A 22,028-nucleotide genomic window follows, 5' to 3' on the forward strand; every position below is an offset into this window, starting at 1 on the left:
CCCGGGGCGAGTAGGTCAAGATGCGTGCAGAGGATCAAGTGGTGTGCGGACGAACGACGTCGAGCCGTTCAGTGCCGCCTCGGAAGGCTGCGCGCGAAAGTCGCATCCGTTCACGGCCATGAATGAGCCCACCCGGTCGGCACGACCGGGCGCGGTGTCGGACGTCCTCGCCGATCAGTGCGGCAGCCCGTCTCTGTCGTCGGCCCAGAGCGCTAACTCTGCGTTAGTGCCCCCTGTCGAGTACGGTATGAACATGGCAGTAAGCGATGTGACCCTGGTGGACCAAGTGCGCAGTGCCGACGGTGTCACGATGTGCCCTCATCGGATCGTCATGGAGCACGTCACCAGCCGCTGGGGCACCCTCGTCCTGATCGCGCTGCTGGAACGCTCGTACCGGTTCAGCGAACTGCGTCGGGCGATCGACAAGGTCAGCGAGAAGATGCTGACCCAGACGCTCCAGAACCTGGAGCGCGACGGCCTCGTGCACCGCGACGCCAAGCTCGTGATCCCGCCCCGCGTGGACTACTCCCTGACCGACCTCGGCCGCGAGGCAGCTGAGCAGGTGCGCGGTCTGGCCCAGTGGGTGGACCGGCGGATGGCCGCGGTCGAGGCCGCGCGAGAGGCGTACGACTCCGCGAAGGGCTGAAGGCCCGGCCCCTCGTGGTCGGCCGCCGGACCGGGCGCCGAAAAGGAACGGCGCAGAAAAAACGGCAAGGACGTCATCGACTCCTTGCCACTCTCAACGTATAGCGCACCAGGGGGCTTGCGGCAAGGCCCCGGTCGTCTCGCACAATCACCCGCCGGAGCCACAACTCGCGGCAACCATGGGGGGATTGAGATGATCGACGTCACCATTGCCGGGGGCGGACCGACCGGACTGATGCTGGCGGGCGAACTGCGGCTGGCCGGAGTGCGCGTGGTCGTGCTGGAGAGGCTGACCGAGCGCGCCGTCCAGTCCCGTGGCCGCGGCCTGCACACGCGCAGCGTGGAGATCATGGCCCAGCGGGGCCTGCTGGACCGGTTCCTCGCGGTCAGTGAGAAGTTCCAGGTCGGTGGTCTGTTCGGCGGCATCGTCAAGCCGTGGCCGGACGGGATGGACACGGCCCACCCCTACGGTCTGGCCACCCCGCAGCAGCTCACCGAGCAGCTGCTCGAAGAGCGCGCCCTGGAACTGGGGACCGAGATCCGGCGCGGCTGCGAGCTGGTCGGACTCGGCCAGGACGACGACGGGGTGACCGTCGACCTGGCGGACGGCACACACCTGCGCTCGCGCTACCTCGTCGGGTGCGACGGCGGCCGCAGCACCGTCCGCAAAATGCTCGGCGTCGGCTTCCCCGGGCAGCCCGCCACGGTCGAGACGCTGCTGGGCGACATGGAGGCGACCGAGGACCCGGCGACGATCGCCGCCGTCGTCGAGGAGGTCCGCAAGACCCAACTGCGGTTCGGCGCCATGCCCGACGTCGACGGGAACGCGGGGGTGTACCGCATCGTCGTGCCCGCCGACGGCGTCGCCGAGGACCGTACGGCCGCGCCGACCCTGGACGATTTCAAGCGGCAGCTGCGGGCGGTGGCGGGCACCGACTTCGGCGTGCACTCGCCGCGCTCGATGTCCCGGTTCAGCGACGCCACCCGGCAGGCCGAGCGCTACCGGGTCGGCCGGGTGCTGCTGGCCGGCGACGCGGCGCACATCCACCCGCCGACCGGCGGGCAGGGACTCAACCTCGGGGTGCAGGACGCGTTCAACCTCGGCTGGAAGCTGGCGGCCGCGGTACACGGCCGGGCTCCGGAGGGGCTGCTGGACAGCTACCACGACGAACGGCACCCGGTCGGCGCCGCGGTGCTCGACAACACCCGCGCGCAGATCACGCTGCTGGGAACCGATCCGGGGCCGACCGCGCTGCGGGAGCTGCTCACGAAACTGATGGACTTCGGGGAGGTGAACCGGTACATCACCGAGATGATCACCGCGGTCGGGGTCCGCTACGACGTCGGCGAGGGCCACGACCTGCTCGGCCGGCGGATGCCGGACGTGGCACTGAAGCGCGGCCGCCTCTACGAGCTGATGCACGACGGCCGCGGACTGCTCCTCGACCGCACCGGCCGGCTCTCGACGGCGGGCTGGACCGACCGCGTCGGCCACGTCGTCGACGACGGCGAGGAACCGGACGTGCCGGCGGTGCTGCTGCGGCCGGACGGCCACGTCGCCTGGGTCGGCGACGACCAGCACGACCTGCTCGCCCACCTGCCCCGGTGGTTCGGTCCCGCGTCCGACTGAACCCGGGCCCTTCCGCGCTACGGCTGTTCCCGTCCGGTTGTCCGCCCGTCCGGCCCCGCACTACCGTGCCGGTGTGGATCTCTTCTCACGCTCCTGGGCGGCGTTGCGCACGGCGGTCGCCGAACTCGCCGACGAGGATTTCGCGCGGCCGTCGGGCTGCGCCGGCTGGCTGGTGCGGGACCTGGTCTGCCATCTGGTCATCGACGCGCAGGACGTGCTGATCACCCTGGTCACCCCGGCCGGGACGGAACCGACCGTGAACGCGGTCACCTACTGGAACGTGGGCAACGAGCGGCCCACCGGTGACGATCCGCTCGACGCGCTGATCGTCCGCCTCGCCGCCGCCTACGTGGAACCGCACCTGTTGAAGTTCCACCTCGACGACGTCGGCTCCGCCGCCGGACGCGCGGCCGAACTCGCCGACCCCGCCGCCCGGGTGAGCACCCAGGACATGGTCCTCACCGTGGGGGACTACCTCAGCGCCTACGTCCTGGAGTGGACGCTGCACCATCTCGACCTGATCGCCCACGTTCCCGGCGCCCCGGCACCGCCCGCGGCGGGCCTGGCCCGGTCCCGCGCGATGCTGGAGGAGATCGCCGGTACCGCGTTCCCGGCGTCGTTCGGCGACACGGACGTCCTGTTGGTCGGTACCGGACGCCGGGAACCGACCGCGGCGGAGAAGGCCGAACTCGGCGCACTGGTCGAGAGGTTGCCGTTCGTCATCGGCTGATCCGGCCGTCCGCTCGGGCGACACCGGCGGCCACGCATGCGGCGCGTGCCGACTCCTCGCCGCCGCAGGTCGCCAGACTGCACCAACGGCGGCGCCCGCGCCGGTCCAGGAAGAGCCAGCCGCAGCTCTCACCGGGGCAGGCACGGATCGTGAAGCGCCGCGGATCCGCGAGCAGGTCGGCGGCGCTGCGGGCGACCGCGCGGACCGGCAGCCGCAGGTCGTCGGTGCGGGACGGCAGCCAGCGCGCGAGTCCGTCCTCGTCACGGGTGAACACCGAGGCTTTGACGGCGTCCTCCACGACGGCGGCCACCGCCTTGAACGCCCCGCCGTCGTCCGGATCCGTCAGGCAGGTGTACAGGTGTCCGCGGAACTCCCGTGCCTCGTCCAGGGCTTCGGCGGCCTCCTCGGGATGCCGCCGCGCCCGGTCGAGGAGCCGGGCCACGGTCGCGTCGTCCGCCAGGTCCAGGTGGCCGGCCCACACCGCGAGCGTGGAGTAGGAGCGCAGCCATTCCGAGCCCGGCAGGCGGGGTCCGCGCCAGCCGGCGTAGGTGTTGCAGAACTCCAGGGCCGGGTGCCCGCTGGTGTTCCAGGGCAGCCACTCCTCGCCGACCCGTGCCGCGTAGACCGGCGCGGGGGGCCGGTCCAGACGGGGATCGGCGCGCAGTACACGCTCGTGCAGCGTGCGCAGCCCGGCGCCCGGGTCGACGCCGAACCCGGTCGCCAGCGCCCGGCTGGTGCTGCGGTACAGCTGGAGGGCGTCGGCCTGACGGCCGCCGCGGTGCAGGGCCAGCATCCGGGCGGCGACCAGCCGTTCCCGCTCGGGATGGTCCTGGACCGTCGCCATCAGCTCGGCCGCGACCCGCTCGTGCCGGCCCATGTCGAGCTGGGACTCGGCCCACTGCTCCAGTGTGGACAGGCGCATCTCGTCCAGCCGGCCGCCGAGCCGGTCACGCAGCCGGTCGTCGGCCACGTCGGCGAGCAGCGGGCCGCGCCACAGCGCGAGGGCCTCGTCGTGGAGCCGCGCCCGCTCCGCGGGATCGCCGACGGCGGTCGCCTGCTCGACCAGGCGGACGAACTCCCGGGCGTCGATCCGATGTCCGTCGGCCTCCACGACGTAGCCGTCGGGCCGGGTGTGGATGCGCGGTCCGTGCGGCTGGAGGGCGGTGCGCAGTCTGCCGACGTACGTGTGGACCGTGCCGCGTGCCGAGGGGGGAGCGGCGCCGTTCCAGAGGAGGTCGATGAGGCGCGCGGTGGTCACGGTGTGGCCCGCGTGCAGCAGCAGGATCGCCAGCATGCAGCGCTCCTGGCGGCGGCTGCCCACCAGCATCGGCTGCCCGTCGTGACGGGCGTCGAACGGGCCGAGCAACCGGAACTCCATGATGCGCGCAGCCTAGCGGAGCGCTCGCGCCCGACCGTGCCGACGAGCGTGGTGAGGGTTTGGTGAGCGGGAAGGGCGAGGCTGATTTCGGGCGCCGCTCGCAGGCGCCGCCCGTATCCGAACCGACCTCACCTGGGGGAAGACCCATGCGACGAGCCGTCGTTGCCCTGCCCGCCCTTGCCGCCGTGCTCCTGGGCGCGGTGCCCGCATCAGCCGTGTCCGCATCAGCCGTGCCTGCCTCGGCCGTGTCCGCCGCGACGGCCGAGGGGTGGGAACCGGCGCCCGCCACGCCCTGGGACGTCCCGGCGGGCGCCCGGTGCGACTTCCCCGTCCACGGTGAACCCGTCGTGGACGAGGTGGTGCGACGGGTGCTGGCCGTCGGCCCGGACGGTTCGCCGAAGCGGGTCGCCTACAAGGGGGATCTGGTGGTGCGGGTCACCAACACCGACTCCGGTGCCTCCCATGACGCGGACGCGAGTGGCACGGCCGTCGTCGACTACGGCGCGGACGGTTCCCAGACGTGGTTCGTACGCGGCCCGGTGCTGGTCGGGGTGGGGGAGAACGGCGGCAATCTGCCGCGCGGCCTGTACCTCGTCGACGGGGTGTACACCCTGCACATCGGCCCGACCGGCTACAAGACCGTGGCCATGGCGCACGGCACGGTGGACGAGCTGTGCTCGCACATCGACTGACAGGGCGGCCCCCGCGTGCGGGAGCCGCCCTGTCGGTGGGATGTGCCGTCAGCGGTCGCCGAGGGCGATGACGCCGGTGATCCTCGCGCCGGTGGTGTTGTCGTAGAGGACGTCACCGCCGGACTTCTTCCAGATCCTGACGCGGAAGGTGTCCGGGCCGTCGGTCGCGGTGATCCGGAAGGCGTAGCCACCGACGCCGTTCACCGTGCCGGAACCCTGGTACACGGCCTGGGAGCCGGTGACCACGAGCCAGTCGGAGCCGGTGGAGCGGAACGTCAGCTTGGCGGGGCCGAAGTCGAGGGTGGCCCGGCCGAGCGGGGTGACCGCTCCCTTCGTGTAGGCCGCGGCGAAGGAGAAGGCGGCCTTGCCGGTCAGGGCGGGCTTGGCCGGGTGGGCCCCGGCCGGGGAGGTGAAGACCCCGGCACCGAACACGGGCCCGGCCGAGCGGTCGTACACGATCAGCTCGGGGAGCGTCCTGCTGTCCGAGGCGCCGTCGTCGTCGGTGACGGTGACCACCGGACGGCGGATGCCCGCCTTGGTGTAGGCGTGCTCGGTGCGGCAGCCGGAGGCGGTGACGGTGCCGGCCCGCGGCTCGGTGCCGTCCTTCCAGTCGACCACGCAGGTGTGGCTGTCGCCGCTGCCCGCGTCGGTGAACCCGGCGGTGACGACGGCCCGCCCGCCGACCGAGACCGGGGAGTCCGGGCCCGTGGCGGAGGTGAGGGCCGGTGCCGCGTTGGCCACCGTGACGGTCGCCCGGTCGCTGCTGCCGCCGCCGGTCAGGGTGACCCGGTAGGTGCCGTCGTCGGTGCAGGTGAGCGTAGTCGAGGCGGCACCGGCGTCGGCGAAGGCGCAGGGCGCCCCCTCCTCGGCCGTCCACCGCGCGCCGCCCGCTCCGGAGACCGTGCCGTTCAGCCGGATCGCGTCGCCCTCCGTGCCGCTCGCGTCCGGACCGGCGTGGACGACGGTCACCGGGCCGATGCCCGTCAGCGTCGGCACGACCTTCTTGATCAGGCCGTCGGCGTCGAACTCCAGCTTGTCCAGGGTGGTTTCGCGGTGCGTGCCGTCTCCGCCGGGGATGGCGAACCGGTGGTAGGCGATGTACCAGTCGTCGCTGTTCGGCACCTGCACGACCGAGTGGTGGCCGGGGCCCTTGATGCCGAGGGAGAGGTCCTTCTCCAGGATCACGCCGTGCTTGGTCCACGGGCCGGTGGGGGAGGGGCCGGTGGCGTAGGCGACCCGGTAGTTCTCGTCGCGGGTGTCGTTCTCCGACCACATGAAGTAGTAGGTGCCCTTGCGCTTCACGACGAACGTGCCCTCGTTGTAGCCGCTGGGCGTGATGTCCTTCATCTTCGTGAGGTCGAGGGAGGTCATGTCGTCGTTCAGCGGGGCGACATAGGCGCGGCCGTTGCCCCAGTAGAGGTACTGCTGCCCGTCGTCGTCCGTGAACACGGCCGGGTCGATCATCTGGCCGCTGAACTGGCCCGCCTTCAGCAGCGGCTTGCCCAGCGCGTCCTTGAACGGTCCGGTCGGCGAGTCGGACACCGCGACGCCGATGTTGGCGTCGGCGCAGAAGTAGAAGTAGTACTTCCCGTCCTTCTCCGTCATCGCCGGCGCCCAGGCCCTGCTGTCGGCCCAGGAGACGTCCGGACCGAGGTCGAGGATGACGCCGTGGTCCTTCCAGTGGACCAGGTCGGTGGAGGAGTACGCCTTGAACCGCGTGCCGCTCCAGCCCTCGAAGCCGTCGGTGGTCGGGTACAGGTAGAAGGTGTCGCCGAACCGCACGATGTTCGGGTCGGCGTTGAGCCCGGGCAGGGACGGGGTCCTCATGACCAGCGCGGAGACGGTCCAGGTCCGCTTCTTGCCGTCGGACCCGGTCACCTCGTACGTCACCGGCTTGCCGAAGTCCTGGACGCTGCCGGAGGCGGGGCTGATCGCCGCTCCCTCGGCGAGGGCGAACTCCGGGGCCAGTGCGGTGAGATCGGTGCCCTCCTTCATCGGCAGCGTGATCCTGCTGTTGGCGTTGTCGATGAGCGCGTCGACCTTGAGCGCGGGGTGCGTCGCCCTGGCGATGCCCGCCGTGTTGCCACTGAGCGCCATGACCTCGGCGCCCGACAGGGCCCGGTCGTAGACGCGGAAGTCGTCGACCTCACCGCCGAAGTACGGGTCGGCCGCGTACAGGGACCGGCCGATGTAGCCGCTGTAGTCCTTGGCGGCGTCGTACAGCTCCGAGGGTTTGATGGTGGTCGTCGTCCGGGCCACCTCGACGCCGTCGGCATAGAGGACCATCGTGCCGGTGGCGCCGTCGAGCGTCACCGTGACGTGCCTCCACTGGCCGGGCGTGAGCTGCGAGCCACCCGTCAGCTTCGACTCCGCCGACCAACTAGCCTTCGTGATGGCCGAGTAGAGGCTGGAGCCGCCGTTGGAGGGAGTGGCGAAGAGGTACTTGTCGCTGTCCGGCCCGAGCCCGAACAGCCACTGGAAGCCGCTGCCGCCCTTCCACTTGGCGTACGTCGAGACGGTGATGCTGTCGGCGTCCTTCAGCACGCCGTTCGGGATCTTGACGTAGGGGGAGGTGGTGGCGTCGCCGGACATCTTGAACGAGCCGCCGTGCACGCCGGTCCCGAACTCGGGGGTGCGGACGTAGGTGCCGTGGTGGCCGTGGCCGCTGGAGTCACGGACGATGCTGCCGCCGGTCTCGTCGAAGTCGTAGCGCAGGAGCAGGTCGGCCGGGACGTCGGGGCCCTCCTCCGACACGGTGACCTGGGCCCGGACCGGGATCGCGGTACCGTCCGGCAGGCTGCCGGTCACGGTGAAGGTGCCGGCCTGCGCGTACTGCGATGCCGGTATGTCCTCCCAGGTCACGGCGACGGGGCGCTTGACGCCGTCGGCGTACTCGGCGATCACCGTGACCGGCAGGACCGGCGCCCGGCCGATCTTCGTGCGCACGGTGACGTCCTCGACACTCCGCACGATCTGGTCGGGCTGGTAGGCGCGCAGCAGCCGGTCGTACTCGGCCTGGGTGACCGGCAGCACCGTGCCGTGGCGCGGCTTGGACGGCAGGTCGTAGTCGGTGGACGGCGTCCAGGTCCCCGAGGCGAGGTCCGTCGTCTCGAACGGGATGTAGCCGCGGCCGCCGAACTCGTCCAGGAACGCGTACCACTTCTCCTCGGTGTTCGACTTGAACACCAGCGGGCCTTCGGCGGCGCTCATCGCGCCCTTGCCGATGCCCTCGGCGACCGCGGTCCAGTTCGTGTTCAGGACCGAGTCGCTCTGCTCCTGGAAGATGAACTTGCTGTTGGGGGTGGAGGAGGTGTTGTTCCGCTCGTCCTTGGAGAGGCGGTAGTAGGTGCCGTCGTGCTGGATCATCGTGGAGTCGATGACCGAGTAGCCGCGGTCGATCCACACCTTGGGCTCGCTGAAGGTGTAGAAGTCCCGGGTCGTCGCGTACATCATGCGGTTGTACGTGTCGCCGGAGTGCGCCTCGTTGTCGTACAGCTTCGACGCCCAGAACACCACGTACTCGCCGAGCTTCGCGTCGTAGAACGCCTCCGGCGCCCAGGTGTTGCCCGCGCTGTCGGGCGAGACCTTCACCAGCCGCTGGTTCGTCCAGTGGACCAGGTCGGTGGACTCCCAGACCATGATGGACTTGCTGCCGGTGCGCTGGGAGGCGTCCCAGTCGCCGTTTCCGTAGATCCTCAGGTCGGTGGCGATCTGGTAGAACTTGTCGCCCTCGGGGGAGCGGATGATGAACGGGTCGCGCAGGCCCTTCTCGCCGAGCGTGGACGTCAGGACCGGCTTGCCCTCGTTCAACTCCCGCCATTTCAACGGGTCGTTGCCCTTGCTCAGGGCCGCGTAGAGCTGCTCGCCGTCCGAGGTGCCCTCACCGGTGAAGTAGCTGAACATGTAGCCCTTGAGGGCCTGTTGCGCGGGCAGTTCGGGGACCTTCGCGGAGAAGAGGCGGGTCGCCCTCGCCTCGCCTTTGGTGACGGTGGCGGTCAGCTCGACGGTCGTGGCGCCCTCGCCGTGCGCGGGGCGGTTGACCACGCCGTCGGCGGAGACGACATCGGCGTTCGCGGAGGACCAGGCGACCTCGGTGCCGTACATACCGCGTGCGGGGAGGGTGAGGTTGCCGCGCACGTCGTCGAGGTTGTGGACCGTGAGGGCCTGCGCGGCCTGTTCGGTGGCCGCCCGGTCGTCGAGTTCCGGCAGGACGGTGACGTCGAAGGACTTGGTGTCGGTGACGGTGCCCTTCTTCAGGGTCGCCGTGAGCGTGGCGTGGCCGTCGGGCTCGCCGGCGGCGGGGCGGGTGACCTTGCCGGTGGCGGAGACCACGGCGGTGTTGTCGCTGGCCCAGCCGATGCTGGAGCCGCCCGCCGTCCCGACCTTCGGCAGGTCCAGGTCGCCGGTGACCGCGCCGGTGTCGCCGAGGCTCAGCGCGGACCTGTCGTCGGCGACGCCCTGTGTGGCGACCGGCAGGGCCAGCTGCCCGACCTCGGAGGCATCCAGCGCCCGGTCGTAGACCCGGAAGTCACGGAGCCTGCCCTTGAAGAGCTTGTCGCCCGAATAGACCGACTTGCCGAGGAAGTTGGCGGTGGTGGCGCCGGAGCCGATCGCGCCGGGTGTGATGGTGACCGCTGTGTTGCGGCCGACCTCGACACCGTCCTCGTAGAGCACACCGGTGTTCCCGGTCTGGGTGTAGGTGAGGTGCTTCCACACCGCGCGGGTCAGGTTGTGCGAGTCGGAGGGCCTGGTGGTCTGTTCCGTCGACCAGTTGCCGGTCGCGATCGAGGTGCGCAGGGAGTTGCCGGTGGTGAACAGGTACCCGTCGCCGTTGCTCCCGCTGGAGTTGCCGAAGCCGTAGATGAAGTACGGCGTCGTCTGCGCGGAGTCGATCAGCACGTCCGTCGAGACGGTGATCGCGTCCATGCCCTTCATGACGTCGTCCGGCACCTTCACATAAGTGTCGGAGCCGTTGAAGGCGAGCCCCTGACCGGTGCCCGACCAGTCGGCGGTCCCGTTCACCGTGCCGTCACGGCCGTGGCCGGAGGCGTCGGTGACGGTGCTGCCGGAGGCGCCGTCGAGTTTGTACCAGAGGGCCAGTCCCTCGGTGACGTCCGCGGCCTCGGCCGCCTGGGTGGGAGCGACGGGAGCGGCGAGGCCCAGGAACAACGACGCGACGGTCAGGCCGGCGAGGCGGCCCGCCCAGCGTCTCGCGCGACCGCGCGGACGTGCGATGTACGTCATGTGGGGTTTCCCTGCTGAGGCATGGCTGACGGAGGAAGGGCGGAAGGCAAGCGGAAGGCAAGGGGAAGGCAAGGGGGAAGTGCGCCGAGAACGGGCGCCCTGGCCAGGGGCGCCCTGTCGTTTCGGCTGTGTCACGTCGTGTTGCGAGAGTGTCAATCGCCTGGTGGTGCACCGTCAAGAGGTTTCGAACGATGTCCGGCAGGTCGAACGACCGGCGTCCTCCCGTCCTCCCGTCCTCCCGTCCCGCCGCCCCGCGTCCTCCCGCCCCGCGTCCTCCCGTGCCGTCGGCCGGAGTTGCGCGCCGCCTCGGGTGCCGGGCGTCAGCCCTGCTGCCGGAGGAAGGCGACCAGCGCCGCGGTCAGCTGCGCGGGCGCGTCCTCCTGGACGAGGTGACCGGCACCGGGGATGGGTTCGAAGCGTGCGTCCGGGATGCGGGCGGCGAGCTCGTGGCCCTTCGCCACGGGGATCCAGGCGTCGTCCTCGCCCCAGCACACGAGCGTCGGGACGGCGATCTCGCCGTAGCGTTCCTGCACTTCGTCGGTGTAGCGCTGGTCGGCCTGGGCGATCTGCCGGTAGAAGGCCCCCTGGCCGGGGTCGCCGAGCCAGGGCTCCACGAGCTGGTCGAGGACCGCCGGATGCAGGCCGCGACTGCTCGCCGAGCCCACGTACTCACGCACCAGGGCCCGGTGCAGCGCGGGAGGCAGCTGCTCGAACACCCCGGAGTTCTCGCCGACGAGCCGGAAGAACGGCGAGCCCCACGGCGCCAGTGCCACCGGATCGACCACGGCGAGCGCCCGGTACCGCGCCCCGTGCAGCAGATGCGCCCGCAGGGAGACCGCTCCGCCGAAGTCGTGGGCCACCACCAGCGGTTCATCGAGACCCCAGTGCTCCAGGAGCTGGGTGAAGACCCTGCTCTGGACGGCCAGCGAGACATCCTGACCGACCGACTTCTCCGAGGCCCCGTAGCCGGGCATGTCCCACACGAACACCTGGTGGTGGCCGGCGAGCGCGTGCGCGACGTCGCGCCACACGTACGACGAGAACGGTGTGCCGTGGAGCAGGACCACCGGGTCCCCGCCGGGTCGTCCGAGGGTGCCCCAGCGGACCTCGCCCGCCGCGCTGTGGAAGGTCTCGGTCAGCTGCCATTCGCTCACTGGTGTCGTTCCTCTCGGTCGCCGCGTGGACGGAATGCCACGCCCCCGAGGCACCTGCCCCGGAGCCCCGGTGATGATGTCCACGGCGGACGACCGGGCTGCGCCGACAGGTGCGGGCGAGCCGAAAGGGGAACCAGGTGGATGTCGTGGAGCGCGAAGTGACCCACCCCTGGGAAGGAGTGGTGGTGGCTCCCGCCCACGGGAGCGACGTGGGGGTTCTGGTCCTGGCCGGCTCCAGCGGGCGCGTCGAACGCGAAAGAGCCCACCTCCTCGCCCGGCGGGGCATGACGGCCCTGTCGATCCGCTGGTTCGGCGGGCCGGGGCAGCCCGCGGGGATCTGCGAAATCCCCCTGGAGACCTTCACCGACGCCCTGGACCTCCTCAGGGCGGGCGAGGCGCGACGCCTCGGCATCCTCGGCACGTCCAAGGGTGCCGAGGCCGCACTCCTCACGGCGGCGCGCGATCCGCGCGTCGACGTAGTGGTCGCGGTGTCGCCCACGTCCCGGGTCTGGTGCAACATCGGGCCGGGCAGCGACGGAGAACAGTTCCCCCCTCGGTCGTCGTGGACCTGGCGGGGCCAGGCCGTGCCCTTCGTGCCGATGGACGACTCCTGGACATCGGCTTCCCGGGATCCTGCCGACGGACCGGTCGCCATCCGCGGCTGGTACGAGCTCAGCGAGCGGACCTTCGCCGCACTCCTGCCTCCGGCGGAGATCCCGGTCGAGAAGGCGCGGGCCGACCTGCTGTTGGTCGCGGGCGGAGACGACGAGATGTGGCCGTCCCTGACCTACGCCGAACACCTGGCGCGGCGCCGCCGCTCGGCCGGAACACCGGTACGTCTGATCTCCCGCCGGGACGCCGGCCACCGCCCCCGTTTTCCCGGCGAGAGCCCGGCACCGGCGTCCCCGCGCTTCCGCTACGGCGGCACAGCCGAGGCAGACGCCCTGCTGGGCGCGGCCGCCTGGCCCCATGTGGTGGACCTGCTGCGCGGCGCGGGTGGTGAGGCGCCGCCGTGATCCCGGCCCGGTGCGCCTCCCGCGGCCAGGGGAGGTCAGGGCAGGCGCAGAGCGGACCAGGCCGTGTTGTCGAGCGCCAGATGGCGGTCGAGGGCGTCCCGGACCAGGACCGGGGGGACGTCCTCCCGGGTGCCGAGGGCCGCGGAGGCCAGCAGGTGCCCCAGACGCAGCCCGTCGGAGGTGGTCCGTCCTTCCAGCAGGGCCGCGAGGCAGCCCGCGGCGAAGGCGTCACCGGCACCGACCTGCTCCACGACCTGGCTGGCCGGGGCGGGCACGAAGGTCTCCTCCCCGTCGGCGCCGAACGCCGTGGCGCCGTACCCGGCGTCCTTGACGATCAGCGCCGGACCGGTACCGAGCAGGTCGCGGATCTCCCGCGCCGTACGGGTGCCCCACAGGGTCTCGGCCTCGTCACGCCCGACGAGCACGAGGTCGGCGCCGCGGGCCAGGTCCCGCAGGACCGGGGCGGCGTCGCCCGGCCGGTCCCGCCACAGCGCCGGCCGGTAGTTGACGTCGAAGGAGACGGCCGGGCCGGCGACGGCCCGGCGGCACACGAGGTGGGTGACCAGGTCGGCGCAGCTGTCCGACAGCGCGGCGGTGATGCCGGAGACGTGCAGCACGCGGGCCCCGCGAAGGAGCCGGTGGCCCGCCAGGCCGGGGTCCATGGCGGCGGCCGCCGAGCCCCGGCGGTAGTAGTACGTGCCGGTGCCGTCGGGTCCGGGATCCTTGAAGTAGACGCCGGTCGGCCGGTGCGGGTCCCTCTGGACGGCGGAGACGTCGACGCCCCGGGCCGCCAGGTCGTCCAGCACCCGCCGCCCGAGCGGATCGTCGCCCACCCGGCCCAGCCAGGCGGCGCGGTGTCCGAGGGCGGCCAGAGCGCAGGCCACGTTGGACTCGGCTCCGCCCACGGCGAGGGCCAGCGACCTCTGGTGCGCCAGAGGCCGTGTGTCCGCGGGACTGAGGACGGCCATCGTCTCCCCGACGCACACCACGTCGGCCGTGCTCGCGGAACCGGACGGCGGACGCGGAGGCGGGACGGGCACGAGGGTTTCCTTGAGCGAGCGTCGGTGCGGCGCCGCCGGTGCGGCGGCAGGGGAGCCCTCAGGTGTCGAGGACACGGTGCAGGAACTGCTGGGTGCGCTGTTCGGCGGGGTTGCCGAAGACCTGCTCGGGCGGACCCTGTTCGAGGACGACACCCCCGTCCATGAACACCACGCGGTCGGCGGTGTCCTTGGCGAAGCGCATCTCGTGGGTGACGACGACCATGGTCATGCCGTCCTCGGCGAGGGAGCGCATGACGCCGGTGACCTCGCCGACGAGCTCGGGGTCGAGGGCGGAGGTCGGCTCGTCGAAGAACATGATCGCCGGGTCCATGGCCAGCGCGCGGGCGATGGCGACCCGCTGCTGCTGGCCCCCGGAGAGCTGTGCGGGATAGGCGTCGGCCTTGTCGGCGAGCCCGACCCGGGTCAGGGCGGCCCGGCCGTGCTCCTCCGCCTGCGCCCGGGAGAGCTTCCTGACCTTCAGCAGGGCGAGCGTGACATTGCCCAGCGCGGTCTTGTGGGGGAAGAGGTTGAACTGCTGGAAGACCATCCCGACATGACCGAAGATCTCGGGGGCGCGCTTGCGGTCGTGCAGCGGGACACCGCCCACCCACACCTCGCCGTCGTCCGCTCGTTCCAGGTCGCACATGATGCGCAGCAGGGTGCTCTTGCCGGAGCCGCTGGCGCCGATGAGGACGACGACCTCGCCCGGTTCCACGTCGATGTCGACGCCCTTGAGGACCTCCAGGTCGCCGAAGCGCTTGTGCACGCCGGACAGCGAGATCCGCGAGGTGGTCACCGCCTTCTGCTGGGCGGCGGAATCGGTGATCATCATGCGGTGACAGCCTTTCGCTCCATGTGCCGCACGAGCAGCGACAGCGGGTAGCAGATGACGAAGTACAGGGCGGCTACGGCGATGTAGGACGTACCGGGGTCTCCCACCCGGTCGATGACGGCCTGCCCCTGGCGGACCAGTTCGACGTAGCCGATCACCACGGCGATCGAGGTGTCCTTGATCAGGGAGAGGTACTGGCCGACCAGGGGCGGCAGGACGATCGCCCGGGTCTGAGGGAGGACGACGCTGACGAACGTCCGGGCGCGGGGCAGGCCCAGGACGCGCGCCGCCTCCCACTGCCCCCGGGGCACCGCCTCGATGCCGGCCCGGAAGATCTCCGCGATGTAGGCGCCCTGGTACAGGGTCAGGGCCAGCAGCGCGGCGCCGAAGACGGTGATGCCCACCAGGCCGAGGTAGGCCGCGCCGAAGTAGATGAACAGCATCTGGATCAGCAGCGGTGTGCCGCGGAAGACCTCCAGATAGGCCCGCGCGAGCTGGGCCAGGACCGGGACGCGGCTGGTGCGCACGGCCGCGACGACCAGCCCGAGGAGCGTTCCGGTGCCGATCGCCGCGAGCGACAGCAGCACCGTGGCCCACAGACCGGAGACGTACAGCTCACGGTTGGACCAGATGACCGACCAGTCCATCAGGCCTCCTTCCGGACGGGACCCGGGGCACGGGCCGGCAGCAGACGGCGTACGGCGCTCAGTGGACCGGGCCGTGCGGGGGTGCGCAGCGGCGGCTTGAACGCGGCGCGGCCGACGAACCCGGCCACCAGGACGACCGCGTTGGTGAGGATCAGGTAGAGCACCGCGGCAATACCGAAGACCTGCACGGTCAGCAGCGTGCGGGAGTTGATGACCATGGCGGTGCCCGTCAGCTCGGGCACGGAGATGGCGGACAGCAGTGACGAGCCCAGGATGATCTGGACCAACTGGTTCACCACGGCGGGGTAGACGTTGCGCAGGGCCTGCGGGAGCACCACGTGCGCGAAGGTGCGCACCGGGCTCAGGGCCAGCACCCGGGCCGCCTCGCGCTGTCCGCGGGGGACGGCCTGGATGCCGGCGCGGAAGATCTCGGTGAGATACGCGCCGACGTTCACACCGAGGGCCAGCACGCCCGCCTGCACCGGGCTCAGCCGAAGACCCGCCGAGGGCAGGGCGAAGTAGGCGACGAACATCTGGAGCAGCACAGGGGTGTTGCGGATGACCTCGACGTAGACGGCCGCGGGCGCCCGCAGCACGGCGTGGCGCGATCTGCGGGCGAGCGCTCCGAGCAGGCCGAGGGCGAAGGCGAGCACGAACGCTTCGAGCGACAGCTTCAGGGACAGCCAGGCCGCGTCGAGATAGGTGGTCCAGTCCCGGAGGGCATAGGTCCAGTCGACGAACATGGGACTCCTCCACAGGGCGGCGGCACCCGGCCGCCGCCCCACCGGAACTCAGTAGGACGGGGTGAGCGGGTAGACGCGGTCCACGCCGAACCACTTCTTGTAGAGGGCGCCGGCCTGACCGGAGGTGTTGAACTCCCGCAGCCAGGTGTCGACCCACTGGAGCCAGGTGGCGTCGCCCAGCGGCACGCCGATGCCGTTGTACTCCAGCGGCACCACGGAGTCCTTGGTGACCTTGAGCGAAGGGTCCGTCTTGGCCTGGAAGTTGAGGAAGTTGGAGTCCTCGACCATGGCGTCGGCCTGGCCCTGCTTGACGGCGAGGACGGCGGCGGAGGAGGTGTCGTACTCCTGGATCTTCGCCTTCGGATTGCCGGCCTTGACCGCGTCGCCGTTGGTCGAGCCCTTCGTCACGGCGACCGTCCTGCCGCTGAGGTCCTTCAGCGTCGCGATGCCGCTGGACTTCTTCACCAGCATCACCTCGCCCGCCACGATGTAGGGGTCGCTGAAGGCGACCTGCTTCGCCCGCTCGGCCGTGGTCGTGAAGTTGCAGACCACCGCGTCGACCTTCTTGGTCTGGAGGTTGGGGATGCGGTTGGCCGACGTGGTGTCGACGATCTTGACCTTGACACCGAGCGCCGTGGCCATGGCGGTGGCGACGTCGACGTCGAATCCCTGCGGCTTGTTGTTCGCGTCCATCGAGCCGAACGGCGGGAACGTCAGGCAGCTGGCGACGTTGAGGGTGCCGCGCTTGATGACGTCCTGCAGCGTCGAGCCCTGCTGGCCCGCGGCCGAGGTGCCGCTGGCGGAGGTGCAGGCGGCGAGCGATGCGACGGCGGTCACACCGATACAAATCGACATCAAAGTGCGAGTACCGTGACGAGGTCTCATCACATGTGTTCCCTTCCGGGAGGGGTGAGGGTGGGCCGGGGCGGCCGAAGAGGGGGAGGGCGGGCGAACGCCATCGATCGCCGAAGAGATTTTGCAATGCAGAACCGCGTTTCGCATTGCGTTGCGCAGAAGTTAGCCCGACAGTCCGAGGGCGTCAACGGTCGATTTCAATATGTGATATTCGGTTTTGCAATGCAGTCCGCTAGGGTTCGGGTCGGGTCCCGGTAGCGGACCTGCGGGGACCGACCCTCCCCGCTCGGCATCCCCACGGGAGGAACCGGCGTGGCTACGTCCGACAGCGCGGACCAGACTCCTGACGTACCCGGCGCCCGTCGCAACGCCTCGTCGTCCCTGCGTCGAGCGCTGAGCATCCTGATGTACCTCGCCCAGGACGACGCCCACCCGCACGGCACCTCGCTCACCGACCTCGCCACCGGGCTCGCGATGAGCAAGAGCACCGTGCTGCGGCTTGTCGGCCCGCTACGGGAGGAGCGGTTGGTCGACCAGGACCCGGAGAGCGGCCATTACCGGCTCGGACCGCAGAACGCCCTGCTCGGTCAGCTCTACCTGGAGCGGCTCGACATCCGGCGCACGGCCTCGCCCCTGCTGCACCAGCTCGCCCAGGACGTGCGCGAGGCGGTGCACCTGGTCAGCTTCGATCCCCCCGAGATCATCTACATCGACAAGGTCGAGAGCGCTCAGGCGGTCCGCATGCACTCCCGGGTCGGCGGCCGTCAGCCGGCCTACTGCACGGCCACCGGCAAGGCCTTCCTCGCCCATGCCGGGGACGACGTCCTCGGCAGGGTGACGGCGGCGGGCATGCCCGCCCGCACGCCGGCGACCATCACCTCCCCCGAGGAACTGCGCGCCGAACTCGCCCGCATCCGTGAGCGCGGCTACGCCATCGACGACGTGGAGAACGAACTCGACATCCGCTGTGTGGCCGCGCCGGTCTTCGACCACGGCGGGAGTGTCGTCACGGCGGTCAGCATCTCCGGCCCGGCCTCCCGCGTGACGCACGACCGCCTCGCGGAGATCGGACGGCGGGTGACGGAGACGGCGCAGGCCCTCACCGACCGCCTGGGAGGAGTCGTGCCGACGGCGCGGTGACACCGTCATCGGCCATCGGTTCTCGGCCGTCGGTCATCGGTCCGACACCGGTCCGTGTGGACGTATCGAGAGCGCCGCCTACTGTGCCGCTGCGGGGTTTTCGTTCCTGGAGGCGTGGAAGCGCGCCTTCTTCTGGCGGTTCCCGCATGTGTTCATGTCGCACCATCTGCGGGTGCGGCTTCGGCTGGTGTCGAAGAAGGCGGCTCGGCAGGTCGGTGATGCGCACAGGGCCAGTCGTCCGTCCCGTTCGCCCGCGATGACGCTGATCGCGTCGGCGGCGATCACGCCCAGGGCATCCTCCACGGGGGAGGCCGGGCTCAGGCGCCACTGCCGGGTGCCCTCGGGTGTCAGGACGGCCGCGGCCCGACCCTCAGTGCTGCGGTCGTTGATGACCTGGACGGCGGCTGCCGGGAGCGGGTCCTGGCGCGCGGCCGCCGTCGCGGCGGCGTGAATCGACTCCCTCAGCTCCCAGGCCCGTTCGAGCTGGGCGGTGGTGCAGGACTCCACGGCGAGGCCACTGACCGTCAGCCAGTCGACGAGCCGGTGCGGCGTGGGGATGCGCTCCACGGTGTCGCCGTGACGCTCCGACAGCGTCCCCGTGAAGCTGGTCGCCAGCACCTTGCCGAGGCGGAAGTCAGGGAACTGAGCACGCATGGAACCACCATAGCCGGTTGCACCCCGCCATCGAGACCTGTTAGAACCGTCATAGCCGGTTCCGACGGGCGTCGGGCCGGTTCCGTCGATGACCGGGAGGTCTCATGTCCACACGCTGGTGCGTCACCGACACCGCGGTCGCCGTCGATCCCGGCGCTGCCATCACCTCGGCCCACCGCGAAGGAGGCGTCTGATGAGCCGTCGGACCGGCGACGTGCAGGCGTTCGAGACCCCCGCTGCCGACCCCGACCTCGCCGACCTGCGCGCGCGACTGGCCGCGGCACGGCTGCCGGAGGCCGAGACGGTCCGCCGCGCCGCGCCCGACCCGCGCCGCTGGGATCAGGGCGTCCCCCTCGTCGACCTCGTCGATGTCGTGGACTACTGGCGCACCGGGTACGACTGGCGGTCGTTCGCGGCACGCCTCGACCAGATCGGCCAGTTCCGTACGACCATCGACGGTCTGGGAATCCATTTCCTGCACCGCCGGTCCACCCGGGCGGACGCCACCCCTCTGCTCCTGACGCACGGATGGCCGGGCAGCATCGCCGAGTTCACCCATGTCATGGACGACCTGGCGGATCCGGAGAGCGCGGACGCACCGGCGTTCCACGTCGTGGCCCCGTCGCTGCCGGGCTTCGGTTACAGCGACAAGCCGGCCACCACCGGGTGGGGAACCGAGAAGATCGCCGCCACCTGGGTGGAACTGATGGAAAGGCTCGGCTACAGCAGGTTTGTGGCCCACGGCGGCGACTGGGGAGGCGTGATCACCACCATCCTCGGCGGCCGGTTCCCGCAGCAGGTGCTCGGCATCCACACGACGACCGCACAGGCACCGCCCGGGCTGACCACGGACGGGCTGACCTCGGCCGAGCGTGAATGGACCGAGGAGACCCGCGACTTCTGGCTCCACCGCGCGGCGTACGCGAAGCAGCAGGCGACCCGGCCGCAGACCATCGGCTACTCGCTCGTCGACTCACCGGTGGGTCTTCTCGCCTGGATTCTCGACAAGTTCGCGGAGTGGACGGACACCGAGGACAGCCCGTTCGAGAGGCTCTCCCGAGACAAGGTCCTCGACAACGTCACCCTGTACTGGCTGACACGGACCGGCGCGTCGGCGGCCCGCATCTACTACGAAAGCCACAACTCGCTCGACCCCGGCCTTCGGGCCGACGTCCCGTCGGCCATCAGCGTGTATCCCCGCGACATCGAGAAGTGTCCGCGCCCCTGGGCCGAGGAGCGGTTCCGGCGGATCGTCCGATGGAGCTCGCCCGAGACCGGGGGACACTTCCCGTCGCTGGAGGTTCCCGAGTACTTCGTCAGGGATCTGCGGGAAGGCCTCGCGGCGGTGCTGGCCGCCTAGTACGGCGCCTTCCGGTCCGGATCGGCTCCCTCGGAGGCCGCGGCACCGCGCCGCGTGTACCAGGTGAGGGCCCACAGGACGAGGCCGATCAGCAGCAGGACGCCGGCGATGCGGTACTGGTCGCCGGGACGGCCGGAGGACCAGGGCAGGACCAGGTAGAGACAGGTCACCGCGCCCACGACGGGCAGGACCCGGCCGGCCCGGAAGTGCTCCACGTCCACCACGTCCTTGCGCAGCACGAGCACCGACACGTTGACGACCGCGAAGACCGTGAGCAGGAGCAGTGACGTCGTCCCGCCCAGCAGCGCCACCACGGGGCTGTCGGGGCTCAGGGAGACGTAGGTGATCAGACCGAACGCGACGCAGGTGGTGAACACGATCGCCGCCGTCGGGGTGCGGCGTACGGCGTGCACCGTGGACAGGAACGGCGGCAGTACGCCCTGCTTGCCCATCCCGTACAGCAGCCGGCTGGCCATCATCATGTTGATCAGCGCGGAGTTCGCGACGGCGAACATCGAGATGAACGGCAGCAGGTCGGAGATCGGGAAGTCGGGCGCGGCGGTCTGCACCACCGTGGCCAACGGGGTCTCGCTGTCGGCGAGTCGGCCGACCGGGACCACCGCCACGGCACAGATGGACACCAGCACGTAGATCAGTCCCGTGATGCCGAGGCCGGTGAACATCATGCGGGGGAAGATCCGGGCCGGATCCCTGGTCTCCTCCGCCATGTTGACCGAGTCCTCGAAGCCGACCATGGCGAAGAAGGCCAGCGAGGTCGCGGTGCTCACCGCCAGGAAGACGTTCTTGTCGGAGGCGGTCTCGAAGGCGACGACCCGGGAGAAGTCGGCGTCCCCGCCCGCGATGAACCAGCCGCTGATCAGGATGACGAGGAGCAGACCGCTCAGCTCCACCGTGGTCAGCAGCACATTGACCTTGAGGCTCTCCGCCACACCCCGGAGGTTGACCAGCAGCACCAGGGTCATGAAACCCAGGGCGATCAGCAGGATGACGCCGTTGCCGACGTCGAGATCGAAGCCGGTGGCCAGGTTCGCGGCGAAGGCCCGCGAGGCCGCCGACGCGGAGGTGATGCCCGAGCACATCACGGCGAAGCACACCAGGAAGGTCAGGAAGTGCTTGCCGAACGCCTTGTGCGTGTACAGCGCGGCGCCCGCGGCCTGCGGGTACTTGGTGACCAGCTCCAGATACGAACAGGCGGTCACCAGAGCGACCGCGAAGGCGATCAGGAACGGCAGCCACGCCGCGCCCCCGACCTCTCCGGCGACCTGTCCGGTCAGCGCGTAGACGCCGGTTCCGAGGATGTCGCCGACGATGAACAGCAACAACAGGCCCGGCCCCATCACCCGCTTCAGCTCGGGCTGGTCACCGCCGGTGGTCGCGGTCGGACTCGATGAACTCGTAGGGGACATGGCTGATCCTTGTCGTCGTCGCCGGCTGTTCACCTGCGTCGCGCGAGCGCTGCGCCTCGGTCGGCATACCCGGCACGGCCGCCGCGATACCCTCCGTCACTCAAACGGTGAGCAGGTTGATACCAAGGCCCAACAGTGCCGCGACCGCGCCGACTTCGACGCCGCACGGGACAACGGCCCACAGGACAACGTCAGACAGGGAAACGCCGCACAGGACACGTGGGCGCGGGATCGAGGAGTCGCTCATCGGGGTCACCCGGCGTCCCCGCCCGTCGTCACCGCCTTGAGGTCCGCCAGCGACTCCCGCATCACCTGCGCCATCGGCCGCTCCTCGGCCGCCGTGACCCAGCGCTCGAACCCCACCTTGAACACGGCGATCCCCGCCTCGGCGGTCAGGCTCGCGGTCGACTCGGCGATCCCGCGCCGGTGCAGCGCCGCCGCGAGCGCGGCCGAGAGGGAGGCGAGTTTGATCAGCTCGCGCTCGTGGAGTTCCGCGTTCGTCAGGACGACGGCCTGGCGCCGCCGGGCGAACTCCCGGCGGTCGGCGAACATCGCGGAGGCCGCGTCGAGCCCCGCCGCCACCGCGTCGATGGGCGCCGCGGACTTTGGAGCCGCGGCGACCGCGTCCACGATCAGGTTCTGCAGCGCGTGGGAGCCGTCGAACAGCACCTCCCGCTTGTCGGCGTAGTGCCGGAAGAAGGTCCGCTCGGTCAGGCCGGCCCGCCTGGCGATCTCCGCCACCGTCGTCTGCTCGTAGCCGCGTTCGCTGTAGAGCTCCAGCGCCGCCGCCGCCAGCCGTTCGCGCGCGTTCGGCTCCCATCTGCCCATGCGGCAGATCCTA

General features: G+C 70.8%; 18 protein-coding genes. 7 read left to right on the forward strand and 11 right to left on the reverse strand.

The annotated features are described in order from the left end of the window. The first annotated feature begins 253 nt into the window (after positions 1–253). From K4B79_RS03830 to K4B79_RS03840, 3 genes are all read left to right on the forward strand, one after another. Positions 254–646, forward strand: a complete 393-nt coding sequence (locus tag K4B79_RS03830) for a winged helix-turn-helix transcriptional regulator (protein WP_232024805.1) — start codon at positions 254–256, stop codon at positions 644–646. 192 nt (positions 647–838) lie between these two features. Next, the gene (gene rox, locus K4B79_RS03835; protein WP_232024806.1) at positions 839–2,275 is read left to right on the forward strand and encodes a rifampin monooxygenase; all 1,437 of its coding nucleotides are present in this window, start codon (positions 839–841) and stop codon (positions 2,273–2,275) included. A 73-nt stretch (positions 2,276–2,348) separates the two neighbouring features. Next, positions 2,349–3,005, forward strand: a complete 657-nt coding sequence (locus K4B79_RS03840) for a maleylpyruvate isomerase N-terminal domain-containing protein (protein ID WP_232024807.1) — start codon at positions 2,349–2,351, stop codon at positions 3,003–3,005. On the opposite strand, the gene K4B79_RS03845 is transcribed toward K4B79_RS03840, so the two are convergent. After that, on the reverse strand, positions 2,995–4,383 hold the full coding sequence (locus K4B79_RS03845; RefSeq protein ID WP_232024808.1) for a BTAD domain-containing putative transcriptional regulator: 1,389 nt from the start codon (positions 4,381–4,383) through the stop codon (positions 2,995–2,997). The genes K4B79_RS03840 and K4B79_RS03845 overlap by 11 nt on opposite strands. A gap of 146 nt (positions 4,384–4,529) precedes the next feature. Here K4B79_RS03845 and K4B79_RS03850 point away from each other — a divergent pair, with 146 nt between their 5' ends. Further along, on the forward strand, positions 4,530–5,075 hold the full coding sequence (locus tag K4B79_RS03850; RefSeq protein ID WP_232024809.1) for a hypothetical protein: 546 nt from the start codon (positions 4,530–4,532) through the stop codon (positions 5,073–5,075). Positions 5,076–5,123: 48 nt separating this feature from the next. Here K4B79_RS03850 and K4B79_RS03855 read toward each other — a convergent pair whose 3' ends face one another. Then, positions 5,124–10,319: a family 43 glycosylhydrolase gene (locus tag K4B79_RS03855; protein ID WP_232024810.1), complete on the reverse strand. Its 5,196-nt coding sequence runs from the start codon at positions 10,317–10,319 to the stop codon at positions 5,124–5,126. A 320-nt stretch (positions 10,320–10,639) separates the two neighbouring features. Beyond that, the gene (locus K4B79_RS03860; RefSeq protein WP_232024811.1) at positions 10,640–11,473 is read right to left on the reverse strand and encodes an alpha/beta fold hydrolase; all 834 of its coding nucleotides are present in this window, start codon (positions 11,471–11,473) and stop codon (positions 10,640–10,642) included. A 146-nt stretch (positions 11,474–11,619) separates the two neighbouring features. Between K4B79_RS03860 and K4B79_RS03865 the strand changes: the two genes are divergently transcribed. Beyond that, positions 11,620–12,489: an acyl-CoA thioester hydrolase/BAAT C-terminal domain-containing protein gene (locus K4B79_RS03865; RefSeq protein WP_232024812.1), complete on the forward strand. Its 870-nt coding sequence runs from the start codon at positions 11,620–11,622 to the stop codon at positions 12,487–12,489. A gap of 35 nt (positions 12,490–12,524) precedes the next feature. Here the strand turns inward: K4B79_RS03865 and K4B79_RS03870 are convergent, their stop codons facing one another. The 5 genes from K4B79_RS03870 to K4B79_RS03890 are packed head-to-tail and all read right to left on the reverse strand — an operon-like array spanning position 12,525 to position 16,588. Beyond that, positions 12,525–13,529 (reverse strand): sugar kinase, encoded by a 1,005-nt coding sequence (locus K4B79_RS03870; protein WP_232024813.1) that lies wholly within the window; start codon positions 13,527–13,529, stop codon positions 12,525–12,527. Positions 13,530–13,587: 58 nt separating this feature from the next. Then, positions 13,588–14,358 carry an amino acid ABC transporter ATP-binding protein gene (locus K4B79_RS03875; RefSeq protein WP_232025411.1) on the reverse strand — a complete coding sequence of 257 codons (771 nt, stop codon included), beginning with the start codon at positions 14,356–14,358 and terminating at the stop codon, positions 13,588–13,590. Further along, on the reverse strand, positions 14,358–15,008 hold the full coding sequence (locus tag K4B79_RS03880; protein ID WP_232024814.1) for an amino acid ABC transporter permease: 651 nt from the start codon (positions 15,006–15,008) through the stop codon (positions 14,358–14,360). Before K4B79_RS03880 ends, K4B79_RS03875 begins: the two co-directional genes overlap by 1 nt. Then, positions 15,008–15,751, reverse strand: a complete 744-nt coding sequence (locus K4B79_RS03885) for an amino acid ABC transporter permease (RefSeq protein ID WP_232024815.1) — start codon at positions 15,749–15,751, stop codon at positions 15,008–15,010. Before K4B79_RS03885 ends, K4B79_RS03880 begins: the two co-directional genes overlap by 1 nt. Before the next feature lie 48 nt (positions 15,752–15,799). Further along, complete coding sequence (locus K4B79_RS03890; protein WP_232024816.1) at positions 15,800–16,588, reverse strand: ABC transporter substrate-binding protein; 789 nt, start codon at positions 16,586–16,588, stop codon at positions 15,800–15,802. 330 nt (positions 16,589–16,918) lie between these two features. On the opposite strand from K4B79_RS03890, the gene K4B79_RS03895 reads away from it, so the two are divergent. After that, complete coding sequence (locus K4B79_RS03895; RefSeq protein ID WP_232024817.1) at positions 16,919–17,746, forward strand: IclR family transcriptional regulator; 828 nt, start codon at positions 16,919–16,921, stop codon at positions 17,744–17,746. A 78-nt stretch (positions 17,747–17,824) separates the two neighbouring features. Here K4B79_RS03895 and K4B79_RS03900 read toward each other — a convergent pair whose 3' ends face one another. Next, entirely contained in the window at positions 17,825–18,400 is a 576-nt protein-coding gene (locus tag K4B79_RS03900; RefSeq protein WP_232024818.1) for a CGNR zinc finger domain-containing protein, read from the reverse strand. Positions 18,401–18,593: 193 nt separating this feature from the next. On the opposite strand from K4B79_RS03900, the gene K4B79_RS03905 reads away from it, so the two are divergent. Then, a complete protein-coding gene (locus tag K4B79_RS03905; protein WP_232024819.1) occupies positions 18,594–19,760 on the forward strand; it encodes an epoxide hydrolase family protein in 1,167 nt (388 codons plus the stop codon). On the opposite strand, the gene K4B79_RS03910 is transcribed toward K4B79_RS03905, so the two are convergent. Together K4B79_RS03910 and K4B79_RS03915 are read right to left on the reverse strand one after the other, a co-directional pair. After that, positions 19,757–21,187 carry an APC family permease gene (locus K4B79_RS03910; protein WP_232024820.1) on the reverse strand — a complete coding sequence of 477 codons (1,431 nt, stop codon included), beginning with the start codon at positions 21,185–21,187 and terminating at the stop codon, positions 19,757–19,759. The two genes, K4B79_RS03905 and K4B79_RS03910, sit on opposite strands and share 4 nt — an antisense overlap. Positions 21,188–21,439: 252 nt before the next feature. After that, positions 21,440–22,015, reverse strand: a complete 576-nt coding sequence (locus tag K4B79_RS03915; protein WP_232024821.1) for a TetR/AcrR family transcriptional regulator — start codon at positions 22,013–22,015, stop codon at positions 21,440–21,442. Positions 22,016–22,028 lie beyond the last annotated feature (13 nt).

It is taken from the genome of Streptomyces lincolnensis, from assembly GCF_021173675.1.
GTDB lineage: Bacteria > Actinomycetota > Actinomycetes > Streptomycetales > Streptomycetaceae > Streptomyces > Streptomyces lincolnensis_B.